Genomic DNA, 19965 nt, shown 5'->3' on the forward strand with positions numbered 1-19965 from the left:
CAGATGGCGCTCACGTTCCCTTCTCTGGCCCACTTGGCTTTGCTCGGACCATCTGAAGTGGAGGCAACCGTCGAGCAGGCGAGAAGCGCGCCGAGCACTGCCCCGAACAACTGGTGGGAAGGTGTCCGCTCGCTTGCCGTCGGCAGATACCAGACAACTGACACTTTGGCTGGTGTGCGCGTTCTATGGGGGCGGGTCGCTATCGCGGCGATCCATGGCAAGCGAGATTCGCTGAATCTGGAGCCTCTGGTCTGGGGCGCGGAGGAAGCGAATGTTCGGTCCTACTTGATCAGATATCTCGGCCCTGACTCGTCGGATTCCATGCTCGATCCTGACGCCCTCTGCGGCGAGATGTTGGGGATGATCGACGCGTTGCCCGCAGAGGTCGAACGGAGCGTCGACGAGTGGAAGACCAGGGACAGGGGGGCGATTCTCCGGATGCGTCGGATCAAGAATCTCCTTACACCTCTGATGGCAGTCCGAGAACATGTCGGCGATCGAGGGCTGCGCGAACGGCTCGATGAGTGGGCCTCTTTGGTACCCCGACTTCCCTGACGGGAAACGAACCGTTATATGACATGGATTGTCTACCATTGACGGATATTCGGAGTATATGGTCCGAGGAGCGTCCGTGGCTGCATGTGGTAGTCGACGGCGCCGTCCGCGTTGCCGATCTACTGCCGCCCTCGGGGCTCGCGTTTGTCGCCGACCTGGAGGGTGGGCGTATGAGAGATGCCCCCGGCCTGTTCGCGGAGTTTGATCGAGGACTCAGGTTTCCTTCCTACTTCGGAAGGAACTGGGATGCGCTCAGGGACTGTTTGCGGGACCTCTCGTGGATCCCTGCGCGCCACTACTTGGTGGTTGTCCGAGATTCGCATCGTCTACTCTCGGCTGAGCCTGGCCGTCGGTCGACATTCTTTGAGATCATGAACGAAACCGGCCAGGGGTGGGCGAATCCATATCGGAGGATGGCTGACTGGGGAGAAGCCGACTCGGCCTTCAATCTTCTACTCCTCTGCCCTCCCGGGGAAGTGGCCTCGCTCGAGGCGATGCTGTCCCCTCATATGTGACGAGTGCTCCGAGGCGATTGGTGGATCTGTGGCTGAAACGGATACCTCGGCCGGCTGGTGGCGACCGAATGCTCCCTGGTTGCATGTCGTCGCGGACGATCTCGAGGGTCCTGTGTCGCAACTGCTGCCTCCTGCGGATCGTTTCTTCACTGCTCGACTCGACGGGAAGCGCATGGCCGATTCTTGGGGACTGTTCGACGAGTGCTCCCGAGCCTTTAGTCTGCCAGTCGATTTCGAGTGGAGTTGGCCTTCGCTGTCCGTTTGTCTCCGAAGCCTAGAATGGATCTCTGCGCGCCATTACCTGGCAATTGCCACAGATCCTTCCATGATGCTTTCGCGGGAGCCGGCGGAGCGCCAGCTCTTTTTTGTGACCATGCAGGAAGTTGGTTCAGCATGGGCCGGGCGTTCGGAGCGCGACCATACTGGGGCGTTCAACGTCGTTCTCCTGTGTGGTCGGGATGAGGTTGAGACACTGAAGGGGGAGTTGGCGGCCCTGTCCCCACTCCAGTGAGCACGCGGTGGGTCGCCCGTGAACGAGAAGATCGCGTGTTTCCATTGCGGACAGGACTGGATCAGGCGCTACAGACGGGTTCACACTGCGCAGGTGTTCTACATGTGCCCTGAATGTGAATCCGTCTGGGTGGAAGGTCAGCCGCTCGATCGTGAAACAGAGTTCGCTCTGGATGATTTCCTTGGTTCGCCAGACTCGCCGACGTCCTGGGGGATGATCGTTGCCCTGGAGTGAGGTCGGTGCGCCGGGGCGCTGGAGGCGACCGCCAGGTACTCCTGACCCCGGGCCCCGGCTGGAACAGCCGGGGCCCGGGGGGATGGGCTCGGGGTGGGTTAGTTCGGGGGGATGGGGGTGTTGGGGCTCTGGTACATGGCTTGGGTTTCGAGTTCCAGCTTGATGGTGGGGCCGACCACGGCGATGCCGCGGGCGAGCAGCCTGTGTACGGGGATCTGGGGACAACTGGTTGGCCACCGAATGGGAGATGTATCAAGTGGGGCTGGCTCTGCGTGTAGAGGACCGGCACGTGGGACACCATTACGTTCTACCGGGATGGTGAAGTGGTGCAGTTCCCGCAACCGAACCTCCCGAGGCCGGGTGATCGGTGAATGGGGTGCAATAATGGAGAAGATTGCTGCATGGGATCGCAGGTTCCAGGCCTGGCAGTACTCCGTCAGTCATCGCACTCTTCTGCTGCGGAGCGTGGATGCGCAGGCGTATGAAAGTCGGGTGGACGTTGTTTTCGCTCCGTTCGACTCATGCTGGTGCGCCCGATCTATGAGACCCTGTCTCTTTACGAGGTCGATTTGGCGGTACTCGGTGAGCGGGCCGTCGAGCGTCCGTCCGGAGCGCGGATGTTTCTGTTGAATGATGACGACAACTATGTGGTGGCCGGCGCCATAGGCTGGCACGAAGATGACGGTGATCACCGTTCGCCTTCGCGTTTCGGTCCGCTTCCTGGAACCCCGTGAGCGTTCTCGACCCCGCAGTGCCTTCGAAGTGAGGCCGAGATGAAGAGGCTGCGTGGTCCCAATTCCATGGTGGAGATCATAATAGACTGGGATCGTGAGCTATGTTTTCGACGTCAACGATCAGACGGTCTGGAGCCCATCGCTGCGACTCGGGCGGTTGTACGTCAGCCTCACGGAATGTATCGGGCAGCTGATGGGTTGTCCGACGGGGCTCGTTCCTGTTGCGGGGGATATGTTCAACATCGATGTCGAGCAGTTCCGGGGGTTCGTCAGGACCGTCTTCGACGACTACTTCTCGACAGACCATCCGGTCTATCGACAGCAGTTGCGAGGGTTCCTGCTGACCTCGCTCGTCATGCTCGGCCGGGGAGGCGTGAGTCTTGAAGCGGCAAGTGACGAGCAGCGCGCTCTGCTTGCCGAGGCGGAGCTCCACGGTCGTTCCATGGCGCTGTGAGCGGCTGGTACGGTGATCTTCAGGTGCACTGCCATGAGAACCCCGTCACCGGGCAGGTCGTACCCCTTCGACTGCACAAGGTCGTGATGAACCGAAGGGTGCAGTGATGAAGGTCAGGTACGAGGGCGAGGCGGGGCAGGGCACCCAGGTTCTCCGCGCTGGCGCGACGTACGCGGTGCTGGAGGTCCTGGCGGTGCGAGGCAAGGTTCCGGGATTCCGGATCGATCTCGGTCCCGGGGAGCTTCCCGCCGTCTTCGACAGCACCCTCTTCACGGTCTCCTCCCCCGACATGCCCCCGTTCTGGCAGGTGTCCATCACTTCCATCGGGTTCTCTGGTCGTCGGACCGGGGGAATGGCGGCAAGCGGGTTATTGGGAGGCGCTCATGAATCAGGAGGAATGGGCCTGGGATGTCTACGAGAAGGTCCGGCATCGAACCCTTGAGGAAGAGTAGGACGCACTCTGCTGAATGCCCGGGGGCCGGCTGTGTCACTCCCACGTTCGAGGAGCGCTGAGCGACTGTGCGGAGAGGATCGGCGCAGACTTTCCGCCCTCTTGCGCAGGTGGCCTTGCTGGGCCCGTCTGAAGTTGAGGCGCTGGTTGGGACGTCCTTCCTCCCGGGGGGATGTCGTTCGTCGCGCGGCTGGACGGGCGGCGGATGCTCGACTCGCAGGGGGTGTTCGAGGAGTTCTCGCGTGCGTTCGAGTTCCCGGTGTACTTCGGATGGAACTGGAACGCCCTCAACGACTGTCTGGGCGATCTGGGCTGGATGCCGTCGCGGCGCTATCTGGTTGTCGTCGGCGACGCCGGACTGGTGCTGTCCCGAGAGCCGGAACGTCGGTCGACCCTGCTGGAGATCCTGAACCACCAGGGCGGTTGCTGGGGCTCCCGCTTCCCCGGCATGACCGCGTGGGGGACCGGCGACGTGGCGTTCAACGTCCTCTTCCTCTGCCCTGCGGGGGAGCTGCGGGCGCTGGAGGAGGAGTTGGCGGGCGTTCCCCTGGACCGGTGAGCGGGAACTGTCAGGAACGGCGGGCCGCCCCGGCCCCCCGGCTGGGTCAGCGGGGGGCCGGGGGCGGGGAGTCCTGAGGACTCGGGTGGGTTACTCCGGGGGGATGGGGGTGTTGGGGCTCTGGTACATGGCCTGGATGTCGAGTTCCAGCTTGATGGTGGGGCCGACCACGGCGATGCCGCGGGCGAGCATCTGGCGCCAGTTGAGGGTGAAGTCGTCGCGGTGCAGTTGGGCGGTGGCGAGGGCGGCGCAGCGGAGCTCCTCGCCGTAGCCGCCGTTGACCATGCCGAGGTAGTCGGTGTCCAGGGTGACCGAGCGGCTGACGCCGTGCATGGTGAGGGTGCCGTGGATGGTCCACTTCGAGCCGCTCTCGTTGACGAAGCGCTGGCTGACGAAGTGCAGGTAGGGGTGGTTGGCGACGTCGAGGAAGTCGGCCGAGCGCAGGTGGTTGTCGCGGGTGCGGTTGCCGGTGGAGATGCTCGCGGCGTCGATGGTCACCTCGACGTAGGAGTCCTCCATGCGCTCGGCGACGCGGATGTCGCCGCTGAAGCGGGTGAAGCGGCCGTGCACGTGGGCCATGCCGACGTGCTTGGCGATGAAGCGGATGGCCGTGTGCGGGGGATCGAACAGCCAGGTGCCGGGGGCGGGCAGCTCCTTGTGCGGGGCGGGCATCAGCTGGACCTGTCCAAGGGCGCTGCGGGCGTCGGGCGCGACGTCGAAGGCGCGGCGGACCGGCTGCAGGCCGTCCGCGCTGATCAGGGCGGAGTACTCGCCGGGCGGTAGTGGGGCGACGAAGGTGCCGAACGGCCCGGAGGTGCCCTTCACCTGCTCCCGGCGGGTGGTGGCGTCGGTGACGGTGATCTCGGCGCCGGGGAGCGGTTGGCCGACCGGGTCCGTGACGTCGCAGGTGAACACCCCGGCGCCGGGTGGCACCCGGGGGTAGAGACCACCGCCTGTGAATCCGCCAGACGTGCGGTTGCGGCGGAGCAGGCCCCAAGCCAATGTTCTCGACCTCCTTGACGGGGTGGAAGCCGATGGGGGCTCGCGGGGTCGGCTCGTCGACCCCGCGAGCCCCCACCGATGAGCCCGACGATCTTTTCATATGGTTTGGGTTGATCGGACACCTGGTCCGGTGGAGGCCGGCCGGGTGGTGCGTTCGTCTCGCGGTCGGCCGGGGGAGTTGTCGGTGCGTCCGTCGCCGGCGGCGTCCGCCGCCAGGGCGTCCAGCGCGGCGGACAGCTTGCGCAGCCCGTCGACCGCCGCGCGGAGGTCGTCCACGCCGAGCTGGTCGGCCAGTCGGCGCGCCAGTTCGGCGTGGCCGGGGGTGATGCGGTCGACGGCGGCCCGGCCCCGCTCCGTCGGCTGGAGCAGCTTGGCCCGGCGGTGCGCCGGGTTGGGCCGGTACTCGGCGAGCCCCTTGGCGACCAGCAGGTCGGCGATCCGCTGGACGCTCTGCCGGGTGATGCCCATGGCGCGGGCGATGCCGGCCACCGGGAGGGGCTCGCGCAGCACGGCGCCGAGCACCTGCCACCAGGCGGCGGTCAGGCCGGCCGGCGTGGCCAGGCGTTCCGCGACGTCCAGGAACTGGCCGTTCAGCCGGAAGGCGGTCAGGGCGGCCGCGGAGAGCAGTTCGGGCTCCCGCCCGCCGGGCGCCGCGGTGGTCACCGCGCCCCCGCCGCCATCAGGACGCCGTAGGCGGTGGGGTCGTGCTGGGCGAACAGCCGGTACCAGGCGTCCAGCACCTCCGGCTCGTGGGTGTCGAGCTGGGCCAGGATCTCCCGGGCGAACTCGACGGGGGCGGTGGGGCCGGCCGTGACCAGCCCGGCGTCGGTCACCGCCGCCGCCTCCCGGTAGCGGTCGGAGCCGGCGTAGCCGGTGGCGGCGAGGTACTCCAGGGCGGCGCTGGTGTGCGCGCGGTCGTCGAGCAGGCCCTCCCGGGCCAGGCCGGCCGTGGCGCCGCAGATGGCGGCCACCGGGACGCCGGCGTCCAGGAAGGCGCGCGCCTTGCGGGCGAACGGGGCGTGCTCCCCGCGGTCCCAGCCGCCCGCGCCGGGCAGGATCAGCATCGCGCTGTCGTCGGGCTCCAGCTCGGCGAGCGTGAGGTCGGGAAGGAGGCGGACGCCGCCCATGGTGGTCACCGCCTGGCCGGTCTCGCCGACCGTGCGCACGTCGTACCGCCCGGGCTGCCGCTGGTAGGCCCCGTTGCGGATGTGTGCGACGGCGTGTCCGACCTCCCAGTCGGCCAGGTCGTCGTAGATGGCCAGGTGGACGGTGCGGGTGGGGTGCTCTGTCGTCGTCATGACAGCAGACTGTCATATTGACAGCCTGCTGTCAATGAAGGAGGCGGGAGGGAGAGGGAGGGCCGGAAAGCGCTCGACGCCGCCCTCGGCCGCGAGGAAGAATGCCCGCAGACGAGGGGAGTGGGATGACCACAGCGGCCGAGGACCACTACGAACGACTGCTCGCCGCGCACTACACCTGGATGCTGGGCGGCGACCTCCCCGCGCACGCCGCCGGGCAGCGCGAACTCCTCCGGGAGCTCGGCGTCCGCCCGGGCGGTACGGCGGGCAGCGTCGCCGTCGACCTCGGCTGCGGATCCGGCGCGCAGACGCTCGCCCTCGCCGACCTCGGCTTCGACCCCGTCGTCGCCGTCGACACCAGCGCCGAACTCCTCGACGAGCTGGCGCGGCACGCCTCCGGCCGCCCGGGGGTGCGCCCCGTGCGGGCCGACCTGAGGACGGCCCTGCCGAAGGCCGCCGACCCGGGGACCGTCGCCGCCGTGGTCTGCATGGGCGACACGCTCACCCACCTGGCGACCAAGGACGACGTCACCGCCCTGCTCGCGGACGTCGCCCGCGCCCTCGCCCCCGGCGGCCGGTTCGTGGTCACCTGGCGCGACCTCACCCGGCTGCCGAGCGGCAGCGCGCGCTTCATCCCGGTGCGCTCCGCCCCGGACCGGCTGCTGACCTGCTTCCTGGAGGAGCGGGACGCCGACACCGTCACCGTCCACGACCTGCTGTACATCCGGCGAGCGGACGAGTGGACCCTGGAGACCGGCGCCTACCCGAAGCTGCGCATCGGCCCCGACTGGCTGGCCGCGCGCTGCGCGGACGCCGGACTCACGGTGCTCCGCAACGCCGAGACGGCCCGCGGCGTCCGGCTGCTGCTCGCGGAAGGACGGTGACGGCCATGACCCCCGGGACCGGCACGGCACCGGACAGGGCACCCGGGACGGCGCCCGGCGCGGCACCCGGGACGGGCTTTGCGGCCGGGCCGCTGCCCGAGGGCCTGCACGCCTACCACGGCGCCGACCACTGGCCCGCCTCGGCGGACTGGCTCCGGGACGAGCTGGACCGCTACCTGGCGGCGGCCGACGGGCCGGACCTCGGCGGGCTGCCCACGCCCTGCCCGCCCTGGACCGTCCGCGACCTGACGGCGCACCTCGCCGAGACCTTCCGCCGGTTCGCCGACCTGCTGGAGCGCAGCCGCGCCGGCCGCCTGGCCGCGCCGTTCGCCCCCGGGGAGCTGTCGGCGGAGAACCTCCGGGCGGTGGCGGCCTTCGCCGGGGACGCCACGGCCGCGCGGCGGGCGCTGCGCCGGCAGGCCACCCGGTTCCTCGACCTCGCCCGCACCCCGGACGAGCTGATGGCCCACCAGTACGGGCCGATCCCGGTGGGCCTGCAGGTGATGTTCGGCCTGAGCGAGCTCGCCCTGCACGGGGACGACCTGGCGCGCGCCACGGGGAGCCGCTACCGGCCGCCGACGCCCGTGGTGGAGGCGCTGGCTTCGATGCGCCGGACGGTTTTCGGCCTCGCCGCGGCCACGTCGTCCGCGGCCACGTCGTCCGCGGTCACGTCCTCCGCGTCCTCGGCGGGTGCCGGGGACGCGGACGAGGACGCCGGCGGGGACCCCTGGGACCTGCTGCTGGGCGCCACCGGCCGGCCGCCGGCGGGCGCCGCGGCGGGCGTGCCGGCGACCGGCGCGGTGGGCTGAGCCGGCTCGCGGGGTTCCCCGCTCAGCTCCCCACGGCCGCCGGCCGCTCAGCCGCCGGTCGCTGTTCGGCCGCCGGCCGCTGCTCTGCGGCACGCTGCTCGGCGTCGTACCGCTCGCGGGCGTGGTTCACCCGGTCCATGTTGCTCTCCGCCCACGCCTTCATCGCCGCCACCACCGGGAGCAGGCTGCGGCCCAGCGGGGTCAGTTCGTAGTCGACGCGCACCGGGACGGTCGGCGTGATCGTCCGGGTGACCAGTCCGTCCCGCTCCATGGCGCGCAGCGACTGGGTCAGCATCTTCTGGCTCACCCCGGCGATCTGCCGCCCGAGTTCGCTGTACCGGCGGGGGCCGTCGGCCAGCGCGGTGAGCAGCAGGGTGAGCCACTTGTTGCCGCTGATCTGGTCCAGCAGCTGACGGGAGGGACAGCTCGCGAGGTAGGCGTCATAGGCGAGGCGCGCCTGCTGGCGGCGCTGGGCCGCGGTCGTCGTCGCCATGCGTTCGTATTCCCCTTCCCGAGGCGCTCCTTGGAGTGCGGTACGCACCGTCAGGTACGTACTTCCCGCTGGAGAGTAGCACTCGGCAGCATGGTTCGCGGCGGGCCACGAAGGGGCCCGTGTGAAGCGACAAGCGCAGGTGAGGAGTGTTTCGGAGCATGCGTGCCGTGGTGGTGGAGGAGTTCGGCGGCCCCGAGGTGATGCGGGTCGTTCAGGTGCCGGTCCCGGAGCCGGGGCCGGGGCAGGTGCGGCTGCGGGTGGCGGCCGCCGCGGTGAACCCGGTCGACGTGATGACCCGTCTCGGCCTGCTCGCCCAGGCCGGTTTCCACCCCGTCGGGGTGCGGACCGGCCTGGGGTGGGACGCGGCCGGCACGGTGGACGCCGTGGGCGAGGGCGTCACGGAGTACGCGGTCGGGGACCAGCTGATCGGGATGTCCGACCGGCTCGCCCTGCCGACGAAGGCGTACGCCGAGTACCTGGTGCTCGACGTGGGGGCGGTGGCCCCGGCGCCGCGCGGGGTGCCGGCCGAGCAGGCGGCCACCCTGCCGCTGAACGCGGTCACCGCCTGGCAGTCGCTGGACGCGCTGGCGCTGCCGCCCTCGGGCACCGTCCTGGTGACCGGGGCGGCGGGCGGTCTGGGCGGCCTGGCGGTCGAGCTGGCGGTGGCGCGCGGCCTGCGGGTGGTGGCGCAGGCGGGGGAGGCCGACGAGAAGGCGGTGCGCGGCTTCGGTGCCGAGTTCTTCGTGCGGCGGGACGAGCCGCTGGCGGAGGCGGTGCGGCGGCTGGTGCCGGGCGGGGTGGACGGCGTGCTGGACGCGGCCGGGATCGGCAACGAGGCGTTGGACGCGGCCCGGGTCGGCGGGGCCTTCGTCTCCCTCAACGGAGCCGGCCCCGTGGCGCTGCGCAACGTGCGGGTGCACACCCACCACGTCGGCGTGGACGCCGGCCAGCTCCGCGAGGTGGTCCGGCTGGCCGAGGCGGGGCGGCTGAGCCTGCGCGTGGCGGACACCCTGCCGCTGGAGGACGCGGCCGAGGCCCACCGGCGGCTGTCCGCCGGCGGCGTCCGCGGCCGGCTGGTCCTGGTGCCCTGACCCGACGCCCGTCCCAAGGGGGCGAGCCGGAGGCGAACGGGCCGCCGAGGCGAACGGGCCGCCGAGGAAGGAACCGGAGGCGAACGGGCCGGGGCGGCGCTCCCGCGGGGGAGCGCCGCCCCGGCCCGTCTCGTGCGGCGGTCGCCGGCCGGCCGGCTAGCGGATCTTGGTCGCCGCGGCCTGGTCGACGAAGAGCACGGTGCGGCGGCGGCCGGAGACCAGGGCGGCCGGGACGTCGCCGGACTCGGCGCTGTCCTCCATCACCTTGGCCACCGCCTCCGCCTTGTCCTCGCCGGCCGCCAGCAGCCACACCTCGCGGGCGGTGCGGATGGCCGGCAGGGTGAGCGTCACCCGGGTCGGCGGCGGCTTGGGGGAGTTGCGCACCGCGAGCACGGTGGCGTCGCCCTCCGAAAGCTCCGGCCGGCCCGGGAAGAGCGAGGCCACGTGGGCGTCCGGGCCGACGCCCAGCAGCACCACGTCGAACAGCGGCACCCGCTGCTCGGCGAGCCCTTCCACCCGGGAGGCCTCGGCGAGCTCGGCGGCGTAGCGCTCGGCCGCCGCCTCCGGGTCCGCGCCGTCCGGGCCGTCCGAGGCCGGCATCACGTGCACCCGGGCGGGGTCCAGCGGGACCGCCCCGAGGAACCGGTCGCGGGCCTGGGTGGCGTTGCGGTCGGCGTCGCCCTCGGGCAGGAAACGCTCGTCGCCCCACCACAGGTCCACCCGGGACCAGTCCACGTCACCGCGCGCCATGCCGGCCAGCTCGGCCAGCAGCGCGTTGCCGTTGCGCCCACCGGTCAGCACCACGCTGGCGCTGCCCCGCTCGGCCTGGGCCGCCGCGACGGCCTCGGCCAGGGCGGCCGCCACCGACCGGGCCATGGCCGGCGCGTCGGTGTGCACGCTGAGTTCCGGACGACTCATGCCGCCGATCCCTCGCTTCGCTCACTCGGCTGCTTCATGCGCTCACGCCTTCCCGCCGCCGGGGGAGGCGGCGTGCTCGGGCTCCTCGGACCCGCGGGTCTCCCCGGCACCGGCCGCGCCGGCCCGGCGACCGCCCCGGCGGTTCTTCGCCGGTTCGGCCTCGGCGCCCGTGCCAGCGCGCCTACCCGCGTCGGCGGACGCCGAAGCGTCCGATTCGGCGGGTGCCTCGGCCGCGGGTGCCTCGGCCGGGGCGGCCCCGGCGGCCGGCGCGGCGGCGCCCTCGGCGCCCTCGGCGCCCTCGGAGGTCTCCGTGGCCGGGGCCTTGCCGGCGGCCTTGCTGCCGAGCAGCTCCAGCCCGTGCCGCAGGGTCGCCTCGTACGCCTCGTCCGGGTCGAGCCGGCGCAGCTCCTCGGCCATCAGCTCGGCGATGTCCCGCTCCTTCAGCGCCACCTGCCGGTCCGGCTGGCCGGGCATGGTGAGCACGGCGCTGGAGGGCTCGGTGCGGTGCAGGCACAGCTCGCCGGCGTCCATGGTCAGCGCCACCCGGCTGATGCCGTTCCCCTCGGCGGTGCGCCGGTCCACCGGCACACCGAGGCGGGAGGAGAGCCACAGCCGGACCAGGTCCACCGTGGCGTTGCCCGCCTCGCCCTCCACCACGGCGCTCTTCAGCGCGGTGTGCGGCTGGTCGAGCGCGGCGGCGAGCATGGACCGCCACGGCGTGGCACGGGTCCAGGCCAGGTCGGTGTCGCCGGGGGAGTAGAACCGGGCGCGGGCCTCCAGGGCCTTCAGCGGGGTCTCCGCGGCGCCCGCGTCGGTGATGCGGCGCGCCGCCAGGCTGCCCAGCGGGTCGCGGCCCGGGTCGTTCGGCGCGTCCTCCGGCCACCACACCACCACCGGGGCGTCCGGCAGCAGCAGCGGCAGGACGACCGACTCGGCGTGGTCGGCGAGCTCGCCGTGCAGCCGGAGCAGCACGGTCTCCCCGGCGCCGGCCTCGCCGCCCACCCGCACCTCGGCGTCCAGCCGGGCGCCGGAGCGTGCCCGGGAGGTGCGTCCGGGGCGCTTGATGACGGTGAGGATGCGGCACGGGTGCTCGTGGGACGCCTCGGAGGCGGCCTTCAGCGCGTCGTAGTGGTTGCCCTCGTCGGTGACGATGACGAGGGTGAGCACCATGCCGACGGCGGGGCTGCCGGAGGACCGGCGGGCGTCCACCAGGGCGCTGTTGATGCGGCTGGACGTGGTGTCCGTCAGGTCGATGATCATGGCCGGCGCCAGCTCCGTCCTTCGCGTGCGAGCATCTCGTCGGCCGCGGCGGGTCCCCAGGTGCCGGCGGTGTACGGCTGGGGCTTGCCCTCCGTGGCCCAGTACTCCTCGATCGGGTCGAGGATGCGCCAGGAGAGTTCGACCTCCTGGTGGCGGGGGAACAGCGGCGGGTCGCCGAGCAGCACGTCCAGGATCAGCCGCTCGTACGCCTCGGGGCTGGATTCGGTGAACGACTCGCCGTAGGCGAAGTCCATGGTGACGTCGCGCACCTCCATGGAGGTGCCCGGAACCTTCGAGCCGAACCGCACCGTGACGCCCTCGTCCGGCTGCACCCGGATGACCAGGGCGTTCTCGCCGAGCTCCTCGGTGGCGGTGGAGTCGAACGGCAGGTGCGGGGCGCGCTTGAAGACCACCGCGATCTCGGTGACGCGGCGGCCGAGGCGCTTGCCGGTGCGCAGGTAGAACGGCACCCCGGCCCACCGCCGGTTGGCGATGTCCAGCCGGATGGCGGCGTAGGTGTCGGTCTTGGAGTCGGCGGGGATGCCCTCCTCCTCCAGGTACCCGACGACCTTCTTGCCGCCCTGCCAGCCGGCCGTGTACTGGCCGGCCACCGTGTTGGCGCCGAGGTCCTCGGGCAGCTGCACCGCGGAGAGGACCTTGAGCTTCTCGGTGACCAGCGCGTCGGCGTCGAAGCTCGCCGGCTCCTCCATCGCGGTCAGCGCGAGCAGCTGGAGCAGGTGGTTCTGGATGACGTCGCGGGCGGCGCCGATGCCGTCGTAGTAGCCGGCGCGGCCGCCGATGCCGATGTCCTCGGCCATGGTGATCTGCACGTGGTCCACGTACGACCGGTTCCACAGCGGCTCGAACATGGAGTTGGCGAACCGCAGCGCCAGGATGTTCTGGACGGTCTCCTTCCCGAGGTAGTGGTCGATCCGGAAGATCGACTCCGGGGGGAAGACGTCGTGCACGATCCGGTTGAGCTCCTGCGCGCTGGCCAGGTCGTGGCCGAACGGCTTCTCGATGACGGCGCGCCGCCAGGAGCCCTCCGGCGGGTCGGCGAGGCCGTGCTTCTTCAGCTGCTGCACGACCTTGGGGAAGGAACCCGGCGGGATGGAGAGGTAGAACGCGAAGTTGCCGCCGGTGCCGCGGGCCTCGTTGAGCTCGTCGACGGTGCGGCGCAGGGTGTCGAACGCGTTGTCGTCGTCGAAGGTGCCGGAGACGAAGCGGACGCCCTGGACGAGCTGCTGCCACACCTCCTCGCGGAACGGGGTGCGGGCGTGCTCCTTGACGGCGTCGTGCACGACCTGCGCGAAGTCCTCGTGTTCCCAGTCGCGGCGGGCGAAACCGACCAGGGAGAAGCCCGGGGGCAGCAGCCCCCGGCTGGCCAGGTCGTAGACGGCGGGCATCAGCTTCTTGCGGGACAGGTCTCCGGTGACGCCGAAGATCACCAGTCCGGACGGCCCGGCGATGCGCGGGAGCCGCCGGTCCCGCGGGTCGCGCAGCGGGTTCTGCGCCGCGTTGCCCGGAATCTCGTTGATGGTGGTCACGTGGTGTTTGCCCTTCACAGCGGCGTTCAGGCCGGGTCCGGCCTGCCGATCAGCGGGTAGGCAGTGGGGCGGATGGGGGGCGTGCGGACGCGGGGCGCCGCGCTTCGTCGGCGACCACGTCGGCACGGCCCGGGGGCGACGGGTGGTCGCGCCGGGCCGTGCCGCCGTGCCCTGCCGGCTGTGTCAGTCGCGGGGGGCGAAGCGCTCCAGCTGGCCGGAGACGGACTGCAGCAGCTCGTTCCAGCTGACCTCGAACTTCTCCACGCCCTCGTCCTCGAGCAGCTTGACGACCTCCTCGTAGGAGATGCCGAGCTCCACCAGCGCGGCGAGGTCGGCGCGGGCCTGCTCGTAGGTGCCGCGGACGGTGTCGCCGCGGACCTCGCCGTGGTCGGCGGTGGCCTCCAGGGTGGCCTCGGGCATGGTGTTGACCGTGCCGGGGGCGACCAGCTCGACGACGTAGCGGGTGTCGTTGTAGGCCGGGTCCTTCACGCCGGTGGAGGCCCACAGCGGGCGCTGCGGCTGGGCTCCGTCGGCGGCGAGGGCCTGCCAGCGGTCGGAGGCGATGACCTCCTCGTAGGCGGCGTAGGCCAGGCGGGCGTTGGCGATGGCGGCCTTGCCGCGGGCGGCGGAGGCGGCGTCGCCGCCGAGCTTGTCGAGGCGCTTGTCGATCTCGGTGTCCACGCGGGAGACGAAGAACGAGGCCACGGACTCGATGGAGGCCAGGTCGCGGCCGGCGGCCTTGGCCTTCTCCAGGCCGGTGAGGTAGGCGTCCATCACGGCGCGGTAGCGCTCGAGGGAGAAGATCAGCGTGACGTTGACGCTGATCCCGGCGGCGATGACCTCGGTGATGGCGGGCAGGCCGGCCTCGGTGGCGGGGATCTTGATGAACAGGTTGGGGCGGTCCACCAGCCACCACAGCTGGCGGGCCTCGGCGATGGTGGCCTCGGTGTTGTGGGCGAGGCGGGGGTCGACCTCGATGGAGACCCGGCCGTCGCGGCGGTCGCTGGCGTCGTAGACGGGGCGCAGCACGTCGCAGGCGTTGCGGACGTCCGCGGTGGTGATCATGCGCACGGCCTCGTCGACGGTGACGCCGCGCACGGCGAGGTCGCGCAGCTGCTCGTCGTAGAGCTCGTCGCCGGTGATGGCCTTCTGGAAGATGGTGGGGTTGGTGGTCACGCCCACGACGTTGCTGTCCCGGACGAGCTCGGCGAGGTTGCCGGACTCGATGCGGCGACGGCTCAGGTCGTCGAGCCAGATTGCCACGCCTTCGTCACTGAGGCGCTGGAGTGCGTCCGTCATGGTGTCCATTCTTTCGCGTTCGTCGCGGATTTTGTGAATTGTCCGGTTTGCGCCCCGCGGGGCAGGCGCGCCGAGGCGGCGGCCGGACCGGTGACCGTGCCGGGTCGGGGATCGACACGGGTCCGGAGCCGGCCGCCGCACCGCACCGCGTTCCTCCGTAGGGCCTGCCCACCAGGGCACGTCCCGAACGGCTGCCGCCGATGCTGGTCACCGGCGGTTCGGCGTGCGCCGCGCGCTCCCCCGTACGGGTCAGCGTGTGGCGGCGGCCAGGGATTCCCGGGCGGCCTGGGCGACGGCCTCGTGGGTGAGGCCGAACTCCTGGTAGAGGTCCTGGTAGTCGCCGGAGGCGCCGAAGTGCTCCAGGGAGACCACCTGGCCGGCGGCGCCGACGTAGCGGTGCCAGGTCAGGCCGATGCCGGCCTCGACCGCCACGCGGGCCTTGACCTCGGGCGGCAGCACGCCGTCGCGGTAGGCCTCGTCCTGCTCCTCGAACCACTCCACGCACGGCATGGAGACCACGCGGGTGGGGATGCCCTCGGCCTCCAGCGCCTCACGGGCGGCCACCGCGATCTGCACCTCCGAACCGGTACCGATCAGCACCACCTTCGGCTTGCCGTCCGAGGCCTCCTGGAGGACGTAGCCGCCCTTGGCGGTGCCCTCGGCGGAGGCGAACGCGCCACCGGTCGGGGCGGCCTCGGCGGAACGCTCCCAGGTGGGGACGTTCTGGCGGGTCAGCGCCAGGCCGTGCGGGGCGTCGTTGCGCTCCAGGATGGTGCGCCACGCGATCGCGGTCTCGTTGGCGTCGGCCGGGCGGACGATGTTCAGGCCCGGGATGGCGCGCAGCGAGGCGAGGTGCTCGACCGGCTGGTGGGTGGGGCCGTCCTCGCCCAGGCCGATGGAGTCGTGCGTCCACACGTAGGTGACAGGCAGCTTCATCAGCGCGGCGAGCCGGACGGCGGGGCGCATGTAGTCGGAGAACACCAGGAAGGTGCCGCCGTACACGCGGGTGTTGCCGTGCAGCGCGATGCCGTTCATGGTCGAGCCCATGGCGTGCTCGCGGATGCCGAAGTGGATCGTGCGGCCGTAGGGGTTGGCCTCCGGCAGCGGGTTGCCCTCGGGCAGGAACGAGGAGGAGGCGTCGATCGTGGTGTTGTTCGAGCCGGCCAGGTCCGCCGAACCGCCCCACAGCTCCGGGATCACCGCGCCGAGCGCCTTGAGCACCTCGCCCGAGGCCTTGCGGGTGGCGACCGCCTTGCCGCCCGGGAAGGACGGCACGGCCTTCTCCCAGCCCTGCGGCAGCTTGCCCGCCGCGATCCGGTCGAACTCGGCCGCGCGCTCCGGGTTGGCCTCGCGCCACGCCTCGAAGGCGGCGTTCCACTCCGTGCGGGCCGCGCGACCGCGGTCGATCGCCTCCCGGGCGTGCGCCAGGACCTCGTCGGCGACGGCGAAGTGGGCCTCGGGGTCGAAGCCGAGGACCTTCTTGGTCGCGGCGACCTCGGCCTCGCCGAGCGCCGAGCCGTGCGAGGCCTCGGTGTTCTGCGCGTTCGGGGCCGGCCAGGCGATGATGGTGCGCGCCGCGATGATGGAGGGACGCTCGGTCTCCGCCCGCGCCGCCTCGAACGCCGCGTACAGGGCGTGCACGTCCAGGTCGCCGTTGGGCGCCTGCTCCACCCGCTGCACGTGCCAGCCGTACGACTCGTACCGCGCGAGCACGTCCTCGGAGAACGCGGTCGCGGTGTCACCCTCGATGGAGATGTGGTTGTCGTCGTACAGCGCGATCAGGTTGCCGAGCTTCTGGTGGCCGGCCAGCGAGGACGCCTCCGCGGAGATGCCCTCCTCCAGGTCGCCGTCGGAGACGATCGCCCAGATGGTGTGGTCGAACGGCGAGGTGCCGGCCGGCGCCTCCGGGTCGAACAGGCCGCGCTCGTAGCGGGCGGCCATCGCCATGCCCACCGCGTTCGCGATGCCCTGCCCCAGCGGACCGGTCGTGGTCTCCACACCGGCCGTGTGCCCGTACTCCGGGTGACCCGGGGTCTTGCTGCCCCACTTGCGGAAGGCCTTCAGGTCATCCAGCGTCAGCCCGTACCCGGCCAGGTACAGCTGGATGTACAGGGTCAGCGAGGTGTGTCCCGGAGACAGCACGAAGCGGTCACGCCCGGTCCAGTTCGGGTCGGTCGGGTCGTGCCGCATCAGCTTCTGGAACAGCAGGTACGCCGCCGGCGCCAGGCTCATCGCCGTGCCCGGGTGGCCGTTGCCGACCTTCTGCACCGCGTCCGCCGCAAGCACCCGGGCGGTGTCCACGGCCCGCTGGTCCAGCTCCGTCCATTCGAGTGCGCTCTTGGAGTTGCTCACCCTGGTCAGGGCTCCTTCCACAATTCAGTGACGCGATGTGTGACGCCGGGTCCAGGCGTTGGCGGACCCGCGCCTGAGCCTACTCTGGGAAAGCGTCGTGACCATGGTCTCTCCGAGCGTTGAGACGGCCTGGCCGCCTTCTGCCACACCGGGCGTGAGCGGCGTCACGTCGAGGGGCCGCGACGCAGGCCGGAGCGGGGGCGGCGCGGCCCTCCCGGCGGCGCCCGCGGACCCCGTCCGCCGCTCTTCCGTGCTGCTGACGGCCCCCTTCCGTGGATCTTCCGTGGTTCCTCCGCCGTCCCTTCCGTCCCCTCTCGCCCCCTCCCGCCGCCGCCCGCCCGGCGGGCCGGGCGCCGTGCCGGCGGGGCCCGCGCTGACCTCGGATTCGGCCCGGTTCAGCCCCTCTTCGGCCCCTCTTCGGCCCGGCCTGGGCTCCCGCCGGGGTGTGGCTCGGCCGGCGCTGCATCCCCCTTCTGCTCACGCTCCGTCGCCGCTCGGCCGTGCGTCACCGGAGCGCTCCAGCGGTCCCTCGGCCCGCCGGACCTACCCCCGCGCCGCCCCACCGGCCCGACCGGCGGGCGGTCGCCGGGGTGGCCGGGGGCGGCGCCGCGCCCGGCCACCCCGGCGCGGGGCGCCGCGGGGCCACCCTCTACAGTTACGGGGTATGTCCACACGGCTCTCCGGCGCCGCGGCGCCGGGGCGCGCGGGGGGCGTGCGCCGACCAACACCGCCCGCGCGGCCTGTCGCGCGGAGCGCCGTCGCGCGCGTCCGGCCCGCCTTCCTGGAACAGGGGTGTTCGTGACCGCCGTCGAAACCCGACCCTCCGGGGTCCTGGGGGCGAGCCCCCGGCGCCGCCCGTTCGGGGCGCGCGTCCGGGCCTTCGTCAGCCTCACCAAACCGAGGATCATCGAGCTGCTGCTGATGACCACGGTGCCGGTGATGTTCCTGGCCGAGGGCGGGCTCCCGGACCTGACGCTGATCCTCGTCACCTGCATCGGCGGCTACCTCTCCGCGGGCGGGGCGAACGCCCTCAACATGTACCTGGACCGGGACATCGACCGGGTGATGGCCCGCACCTCCCAGCGCCCGCTGGTCACCGGGATGGTCAGCCCGCCCGAGGCGCTGGTCTTCGGCATCACCCTCGCGGTGGTCTCCACGGTGTGGTTCGCGGTGCTGGTCAACCCGCTGTCGGCGGCGCTCTCGCTGGCCGCGCTGCTGTTCTACGTCGTCGGCTACACGATGATCCTCAAGCGGCGCACCGCGCAGAACATCGTCTGGGGCGGCATCGCCGGCTGCATGCCGGTGTTCATCGGATGGTCGGCCGTCACCAACTCGGTCTCCTGGGCGGCGCTCATCCTCTTCCTGGTCATCTTCTTCTGGACGCCGCCGCACTACTGGCCGCTGTCGATGCGGGTGAAGGAGGACTACGCGAGCGTCGGCGTGCCGATGCTGCCGGTGATCGCCTCCAACACGGTCGTGGCGCGGCAGATCGTGGTCTACAGCTGGGTGATGGTGGGCGTCTCGCTGCTGCTCTGGCCGGCGGCCGGGACCAGCTGGTTCTACCCGGTGGTGGCCCTGCTGCTCGGCGCCGTCTGGCTGCGTGAGGCGCACGCGCTGCTCGGCCGGGCCCGCAGGGACGAGGACGGCGCCAAGCTCAAGGAGATGCGGCTGTTCCACTGGTCCATCACCTACGTGTCGCTGCTCTTCCTCGCCGTGGCGATCGACCCGTTCCTGCGCTGATCCGTTCCTGCGCCGACGTCGCGGGGGCGCCGGCGCCCCACCCCGCTTCCCAGGGCCTCCTCCGCTCGCCGCCAGGCAGAGCGGAGGAGGCCCTTCGCCGTGTGCCGGGGGGCCGTTTCGCCGTTCGCCGTTTCGCCCCGGGGCTGTTTGCCTCCGGGGTGGGGGCCCCTCCGGGCCGTGTGCCCCCGGCCCGCGGACGGCGTTCGGAGCGGCGGGCTTCCCGCCCGTATTACCGGCTAGTAGCATCCGGGTATGGACAGTTCGCAGACCACCCCGCAGGGCGCATCGCCGGCGCCCGAGCCGACCCCGGGCGCGTCCGCCGAGGCCGCAACCTCCGCCGCTGAGCCCTCCCGCCAGGTCCGCCGGGCGGCCCGCTGGATCGCGGCGTTCGCGGCCGCCCACGGCGGCGGCGCGGACGGACAGGCGGCGCACATCGGCCGTGGCCGCACCCGGCTGGTGCTGGTCGCCGACGACGGGACCTGGGGGGACCAGGTGCTGCCCGGCCACGCGGAGGCGCTGCGCGCGGCGGAGCTGGCCGGGGTGCGGATGCACGAGGAGTTCCCGCCCGAGGTCACCGAGCGGATCACCACCGGGGTGTACGAGTGGCGGCGGATGGCCGGCATCCAGGTCGGCGGCCGCTGACGCCGGGACGCCAGGGCTGGAGGGCGAGGGCTGGAGAGCCGGGGGAGAGGGCTCGGGCCCGGCGGACGCGGGCATGCCAGATGTTGTTGCCTGATCAACCAATTGCTCTAGGGGGACCCCCTTCTTCAGGATCCCACGGGGCGGTAACGCAGTGCAGCCCCCCATGTGCCTCCTGTGGATACCTTCTGGCACGTGCATGACCTTCTGGCGGGCGCATGACTTTCCGGCAGGCGCATGACTTTCTGGAGGCACACGGTCTTCTGATGGATGCCCGACCTTCGTGACGCGCATGCCCTTCCTTCGCGCCGCAGGTGGGGGTCAGGGGCATGCCAGGTGTTGTTGCCTGATCGGGCAGTTGTTCTGGGGGGACCCCTCTCTTCAGGATCCCATGGTGTGGTAACGCAGCGCATCCCCCTACCCGCCACCTGTGGACAACTCCTGGCAGGCGCATGACCCTCTCCTGGCAGGCGCATGCCCCTCCACCCATCCGCCCCGCCGGTCGGCGTCCGCTCAGCGCCATTCCCGATGCTGGGGCGCCTGGCCAACCACTCGCCCTGGGACACCTCTGGCCCACCCCCAGCTCCGGGAGCGGACGCGAAAGGAGGGGGCGGGCCCAA

At 71.7% G+C, this 19965-nt stretch carries 21 protein-coding genes and 1 pseudogene; 12 read left to right on the plus strand and 10 right to left on the minus strand.

The genetic code is table 11. From position 1 onward, the window contains the following. Positions 1-3: 3 nt before the first annotated feature. The 4 genes from FHU37_RS21065 (at position 4) to FHU37_RS21080 (ending at position 1815) form a co-directional block, all read left to right on the plus strand. A complete protein-coding gene (locus tag FHU37_RS21065) occupies positions 4-555 on the plus strand; it encodes a hypothetical protein (protein WP_179815682.1) in 552 nt (183 codons plus the stop codon). Between the two features lie 170 nt (positions 556-725). Continuing rightward, positions 726-1070 (plus strand): barstar family protein, encoded by a 345-nt coding sequence (locus FHU37_RS21070; RefSeq protein WP_179816449.1) that lies wholly within the window; start codon positions 726-728, stop codon positions 1068-1070. Between the two features lie 112 nt (positions 1071-1182). Further along, positions 1183-1581, plus strand: a complete 399-nt coding sequence (locus FHU37_RS29575; RefSeq protein WP_376774043.1) for a barstar family protein — start codon at positions 1183-1185, stop codon at positions 1579-1581. An 18-nt stretch (positions 1582-1599) separates the two neighbouring features. Further along, the gene (locus FHU37_RS21080) at positions 1600-1815 is read left to right on the plus strand and encodes a hypothetical protein (protein ID WP_179815684.1); all 216 of its coding nucleotides are present in this window, start codon (positions 1600-1602) and stop codon (positions 1813-1815) included. 98 nt (positions 1816-1913) lie between these two features. Here FHU37_RS21080 and FHU37_RS29635 read toward each other — a convergent pair. Next, a pseudogene (locus FHU37_RS29635) lies at positions 1914-2015 on the minus strand (YceI family protein); the annotation flags it as partial. A gap of 321 nt (positions 2016-2336) precedes the next feature. Between FHU37_RS29635 and FHU37_RS21085 the strand changes: the two are divergent. From FHU37_RS21085 to FHU37_RS21095, 3 genes are all read left to right on the plus strand, one after another. Beyond that, positions 2337-2549 (plus strand): hypothetical protein, encoded by a 213-nt coding sequence (locus FHU37_RS21085; RefSeq protein ID WP_179815685.1) that lies wholly within the window; start codon positions 2337-2339, stop codon positions 2547-2549. Between the two features lie 94 nt (positions 2550-2643). Next, positions 2644-3003, plus strand: a complete 360-nt coding sequence (locus FHU37_RS21090; protein WP_179815686.1) for a DUF6086 family protein — start codon at positions 2644-2646, stop codon at positions 3001-3003. A gap of 623 nt (positions 3004-3626) precedes the next feature. Continuing rightward, positions 3627-4013 carry a barstar family protein gene (locus FHU37_RS21095; RefSeq protein ID WP_179815687.1) on the plus strand — a complete coding sequence of 129 codons (387 nt, stop codon included), beginning with the start codon at positions 3627-3629 and terminating at the stop codon, positions 4011-4013. Between the two features lie 90 nt (positions 4014-4103). Here the strand turns inward: FHU37_RS21095 and FHU37_RS21100 are convergent, their stop codons facing one another. The 3 genes from FHU37_RS21100 to FHU37_RS21110 all read right to left on the minus strand — a co-directional run bounded on the left by FHU37_RS21100 (position 4104) and on the right by FHU37_RS21110 (position 6313). Continuing rightward, positions 4104-5015 carry a YceI family protein gene (locus FHU37_RS21100; protein ID WP_218904103.1) on the minus strand — a complete coding sequence of 304 codons (912 nt, stop codon included), beginning with the start codon at positions 5013-5015 and terminating at the stop codon, positions 4104-4106. 96 nt (positions 5016-5111) lie between these two features. Beyond that, complete coding sequence (locus tag FHU37_RS21105) at positions 5112-5678, minus strand: MarR family winged helix-turn-helix transcriptional regulator (protein ID WP_179815689.1); 567 nt, start codon at positions 5676-5678, stop codon at positions 5112-5114. Then, the gene (locus FHU37_RS21110) at positions 5675-6313 is read right to left on the minus strand and encodes a type 1 glutamine amidotransferase family protein (RefSeq protein WP_179815690.1); all 639 of its coding nucleotides are present in this window, start codon (positions 6311-6313) and stop codon (positions 5675-5677) included. Before FHU37_RS21110 ends, FHU37_RS21105 begins: the two co-directional genes overlap by 4 nt. A 125-nt stretch (positions 6314-6438) precedes the next feature. Between FHU37_RS21110 and FHU37_RS21115 the strand changes: the two genes are divergently transcribed. Together FHU37_RS21115 and FHU37_RS21120 are read left to right on the plus strand one after the other, a co-directional pair. Continuing rightward, a complete protein-coding gene (locus FHU37_RS21115) occupies positions 6439-7197 on the plus strand; it encodes a class I SAM-dependent methyltransferase (protein ID WP_179815691.1) in 759 nt (252 codons plus the stop codon). A gap of 5 nt (positions 7198-7202) precedes the next feature. Further along, entirely contained in the window at positions 7203-8006 is an 804-nt protein-coding gene (locus FHU37_RS21120; protein ID WP_179815692.1) for a maleylpyruvate isomerase family mycothiol-dependent enzyme, read from the plus strand. 22 nt (positions 8007-8028) lie between these two features. Here the strand turns inward: FHU37_RS21120 and FHU37_RS21125 are convergent, their stop codons facing one another. Beyond that, positions 8029-8499: a winged helix-turn-helix transcriptional regulator gene (locus FHU37_RS21125; protein WP_179815693.1), complete on the minus strand. Its 471-nt coding sequence runs from the start codon at positions 8497-8499 to the stop codon at positions 8029-8031. Positions 8500-8657: 158 nt separating this feature from the next. Here FHU37_RS21125 and FHU37_RS21130 point away from each other — a divergent pair, with 158 nt between their 5' ends. Beyond that, positions 8658-9590: an NADP-dependent oxidoreductase gene (locus FHU37_RS21130; RefSeq protein ID WP_179815694.1), complete on the plus strand. Its 933-nt coding sequence runs from the start codon at positions 8658-8660 to the stop codon at positions 9588-9590. Between the two features lie 156 nt (positions 9591-9746). On the opposite strand, the gene pgl is transcribed toward FHU37_RS21130, so the two are convergent. The 5 genes from pgl to tkt all read right to left on the minus strand — a co-directional run bounded on the left by pgl (position 9747) and on the right by tkt (position 16966). After that, positions 9747-10508 carry a 6-phosphogluconolactonase gene (gene pgl / locus FHU37_RS21135; RefSeq protein ID WP_179815695.1) on the minus strand — a complete coding sequence of 254 codons (762 nt, stop codon included), beginning with the start codon at positions 10506-10508 and terminating at the stop codon, positions 9747-9749. A 42-nt stretch (positions 10509-10550) separates the two neighbouring features. Continuing rightward, positions 10551-11768, minus strand: coding sequence for a glucose-6-phosphate dehydrogenase assembly protein OpcA (gene opcA / locus FHU37_RS21140; RefSeq protein ID WP_179815696.1), 1218 nt, complete (start codon positions 11766-11768; stop codon positions 10551-10553). Next, the gene (gene zwf, locus FHU37_RS21145; RefSeq protein ID WP_376773988.1) at positions 11765-13315 is read right to left on the minus strand and encodes a glucose-6-phosphate dehydrogenase; all 1551 of its coding nucleotides are present in this window, start codon (positions 13313-13315) and stop codon (positions 11765-11767) included. The genes opcA and zwf overlap by 4 nt, the downstream gene beginning before the upstream one ends. 183 nt (positions 13316-13498) lie before the next feature. Continuing rightward, positions 13499-14614, minus strand: a complete 1116-nt coding sequence (gene tal, locus FHU37_RS21150) for a transaldolase (protein WP_179815697.1) — start codon at positions 14612-14614, stop codon at positions 13499-13501. Between the two features lie 249 nt (positions 14615-14863). Continuing rightward, entirely contained in the window at positions 14864-16966 is a 2103-nt protein-coding gene (tkt, locus tag FHU37_RS21155; RefSeq protein ID WP_179815698.1) for a transketolase, read from the minus strand. A 792-nt stretch (positions 16967-17758) separates the two neighbouring features. Here tkt and FHU37_RS21160 point away from each other — a divergent pair. Beyond that, entirely contained in the window at positions 17759-18706 is a 948-nt protein-coding gene (locus FHU37_RS21160; RefSeq protein ID WP_312892700.1) for a heme o synthase, read from the plus strand. A gap of 252 nt (positions 18707-18958) precedes the next feature. Then, complete coding sequence (locus FHU37_RS21165; RefSeq protein WP_179815700.1) at positions 18959-19348, plus strand: hypothetical protein; 390 nt, start codon at positions 18959-18961, stop codon at positions 19346-19348. Positions 19349-19965: the final 617 nt, after the last annotated feature.

Origin of the sequence: Allostreptomyces psammosilenae (assembly GCF_013407765.1) — a bacterium.
In the GTDB taxonomy this organism is placed as follows: Bacteria; Actinomycetota; Actinomycetes; order Streptomycetales; family Streptomycetaceae; genus Allostreptomyces; species Allostreptomyces psammosilenae.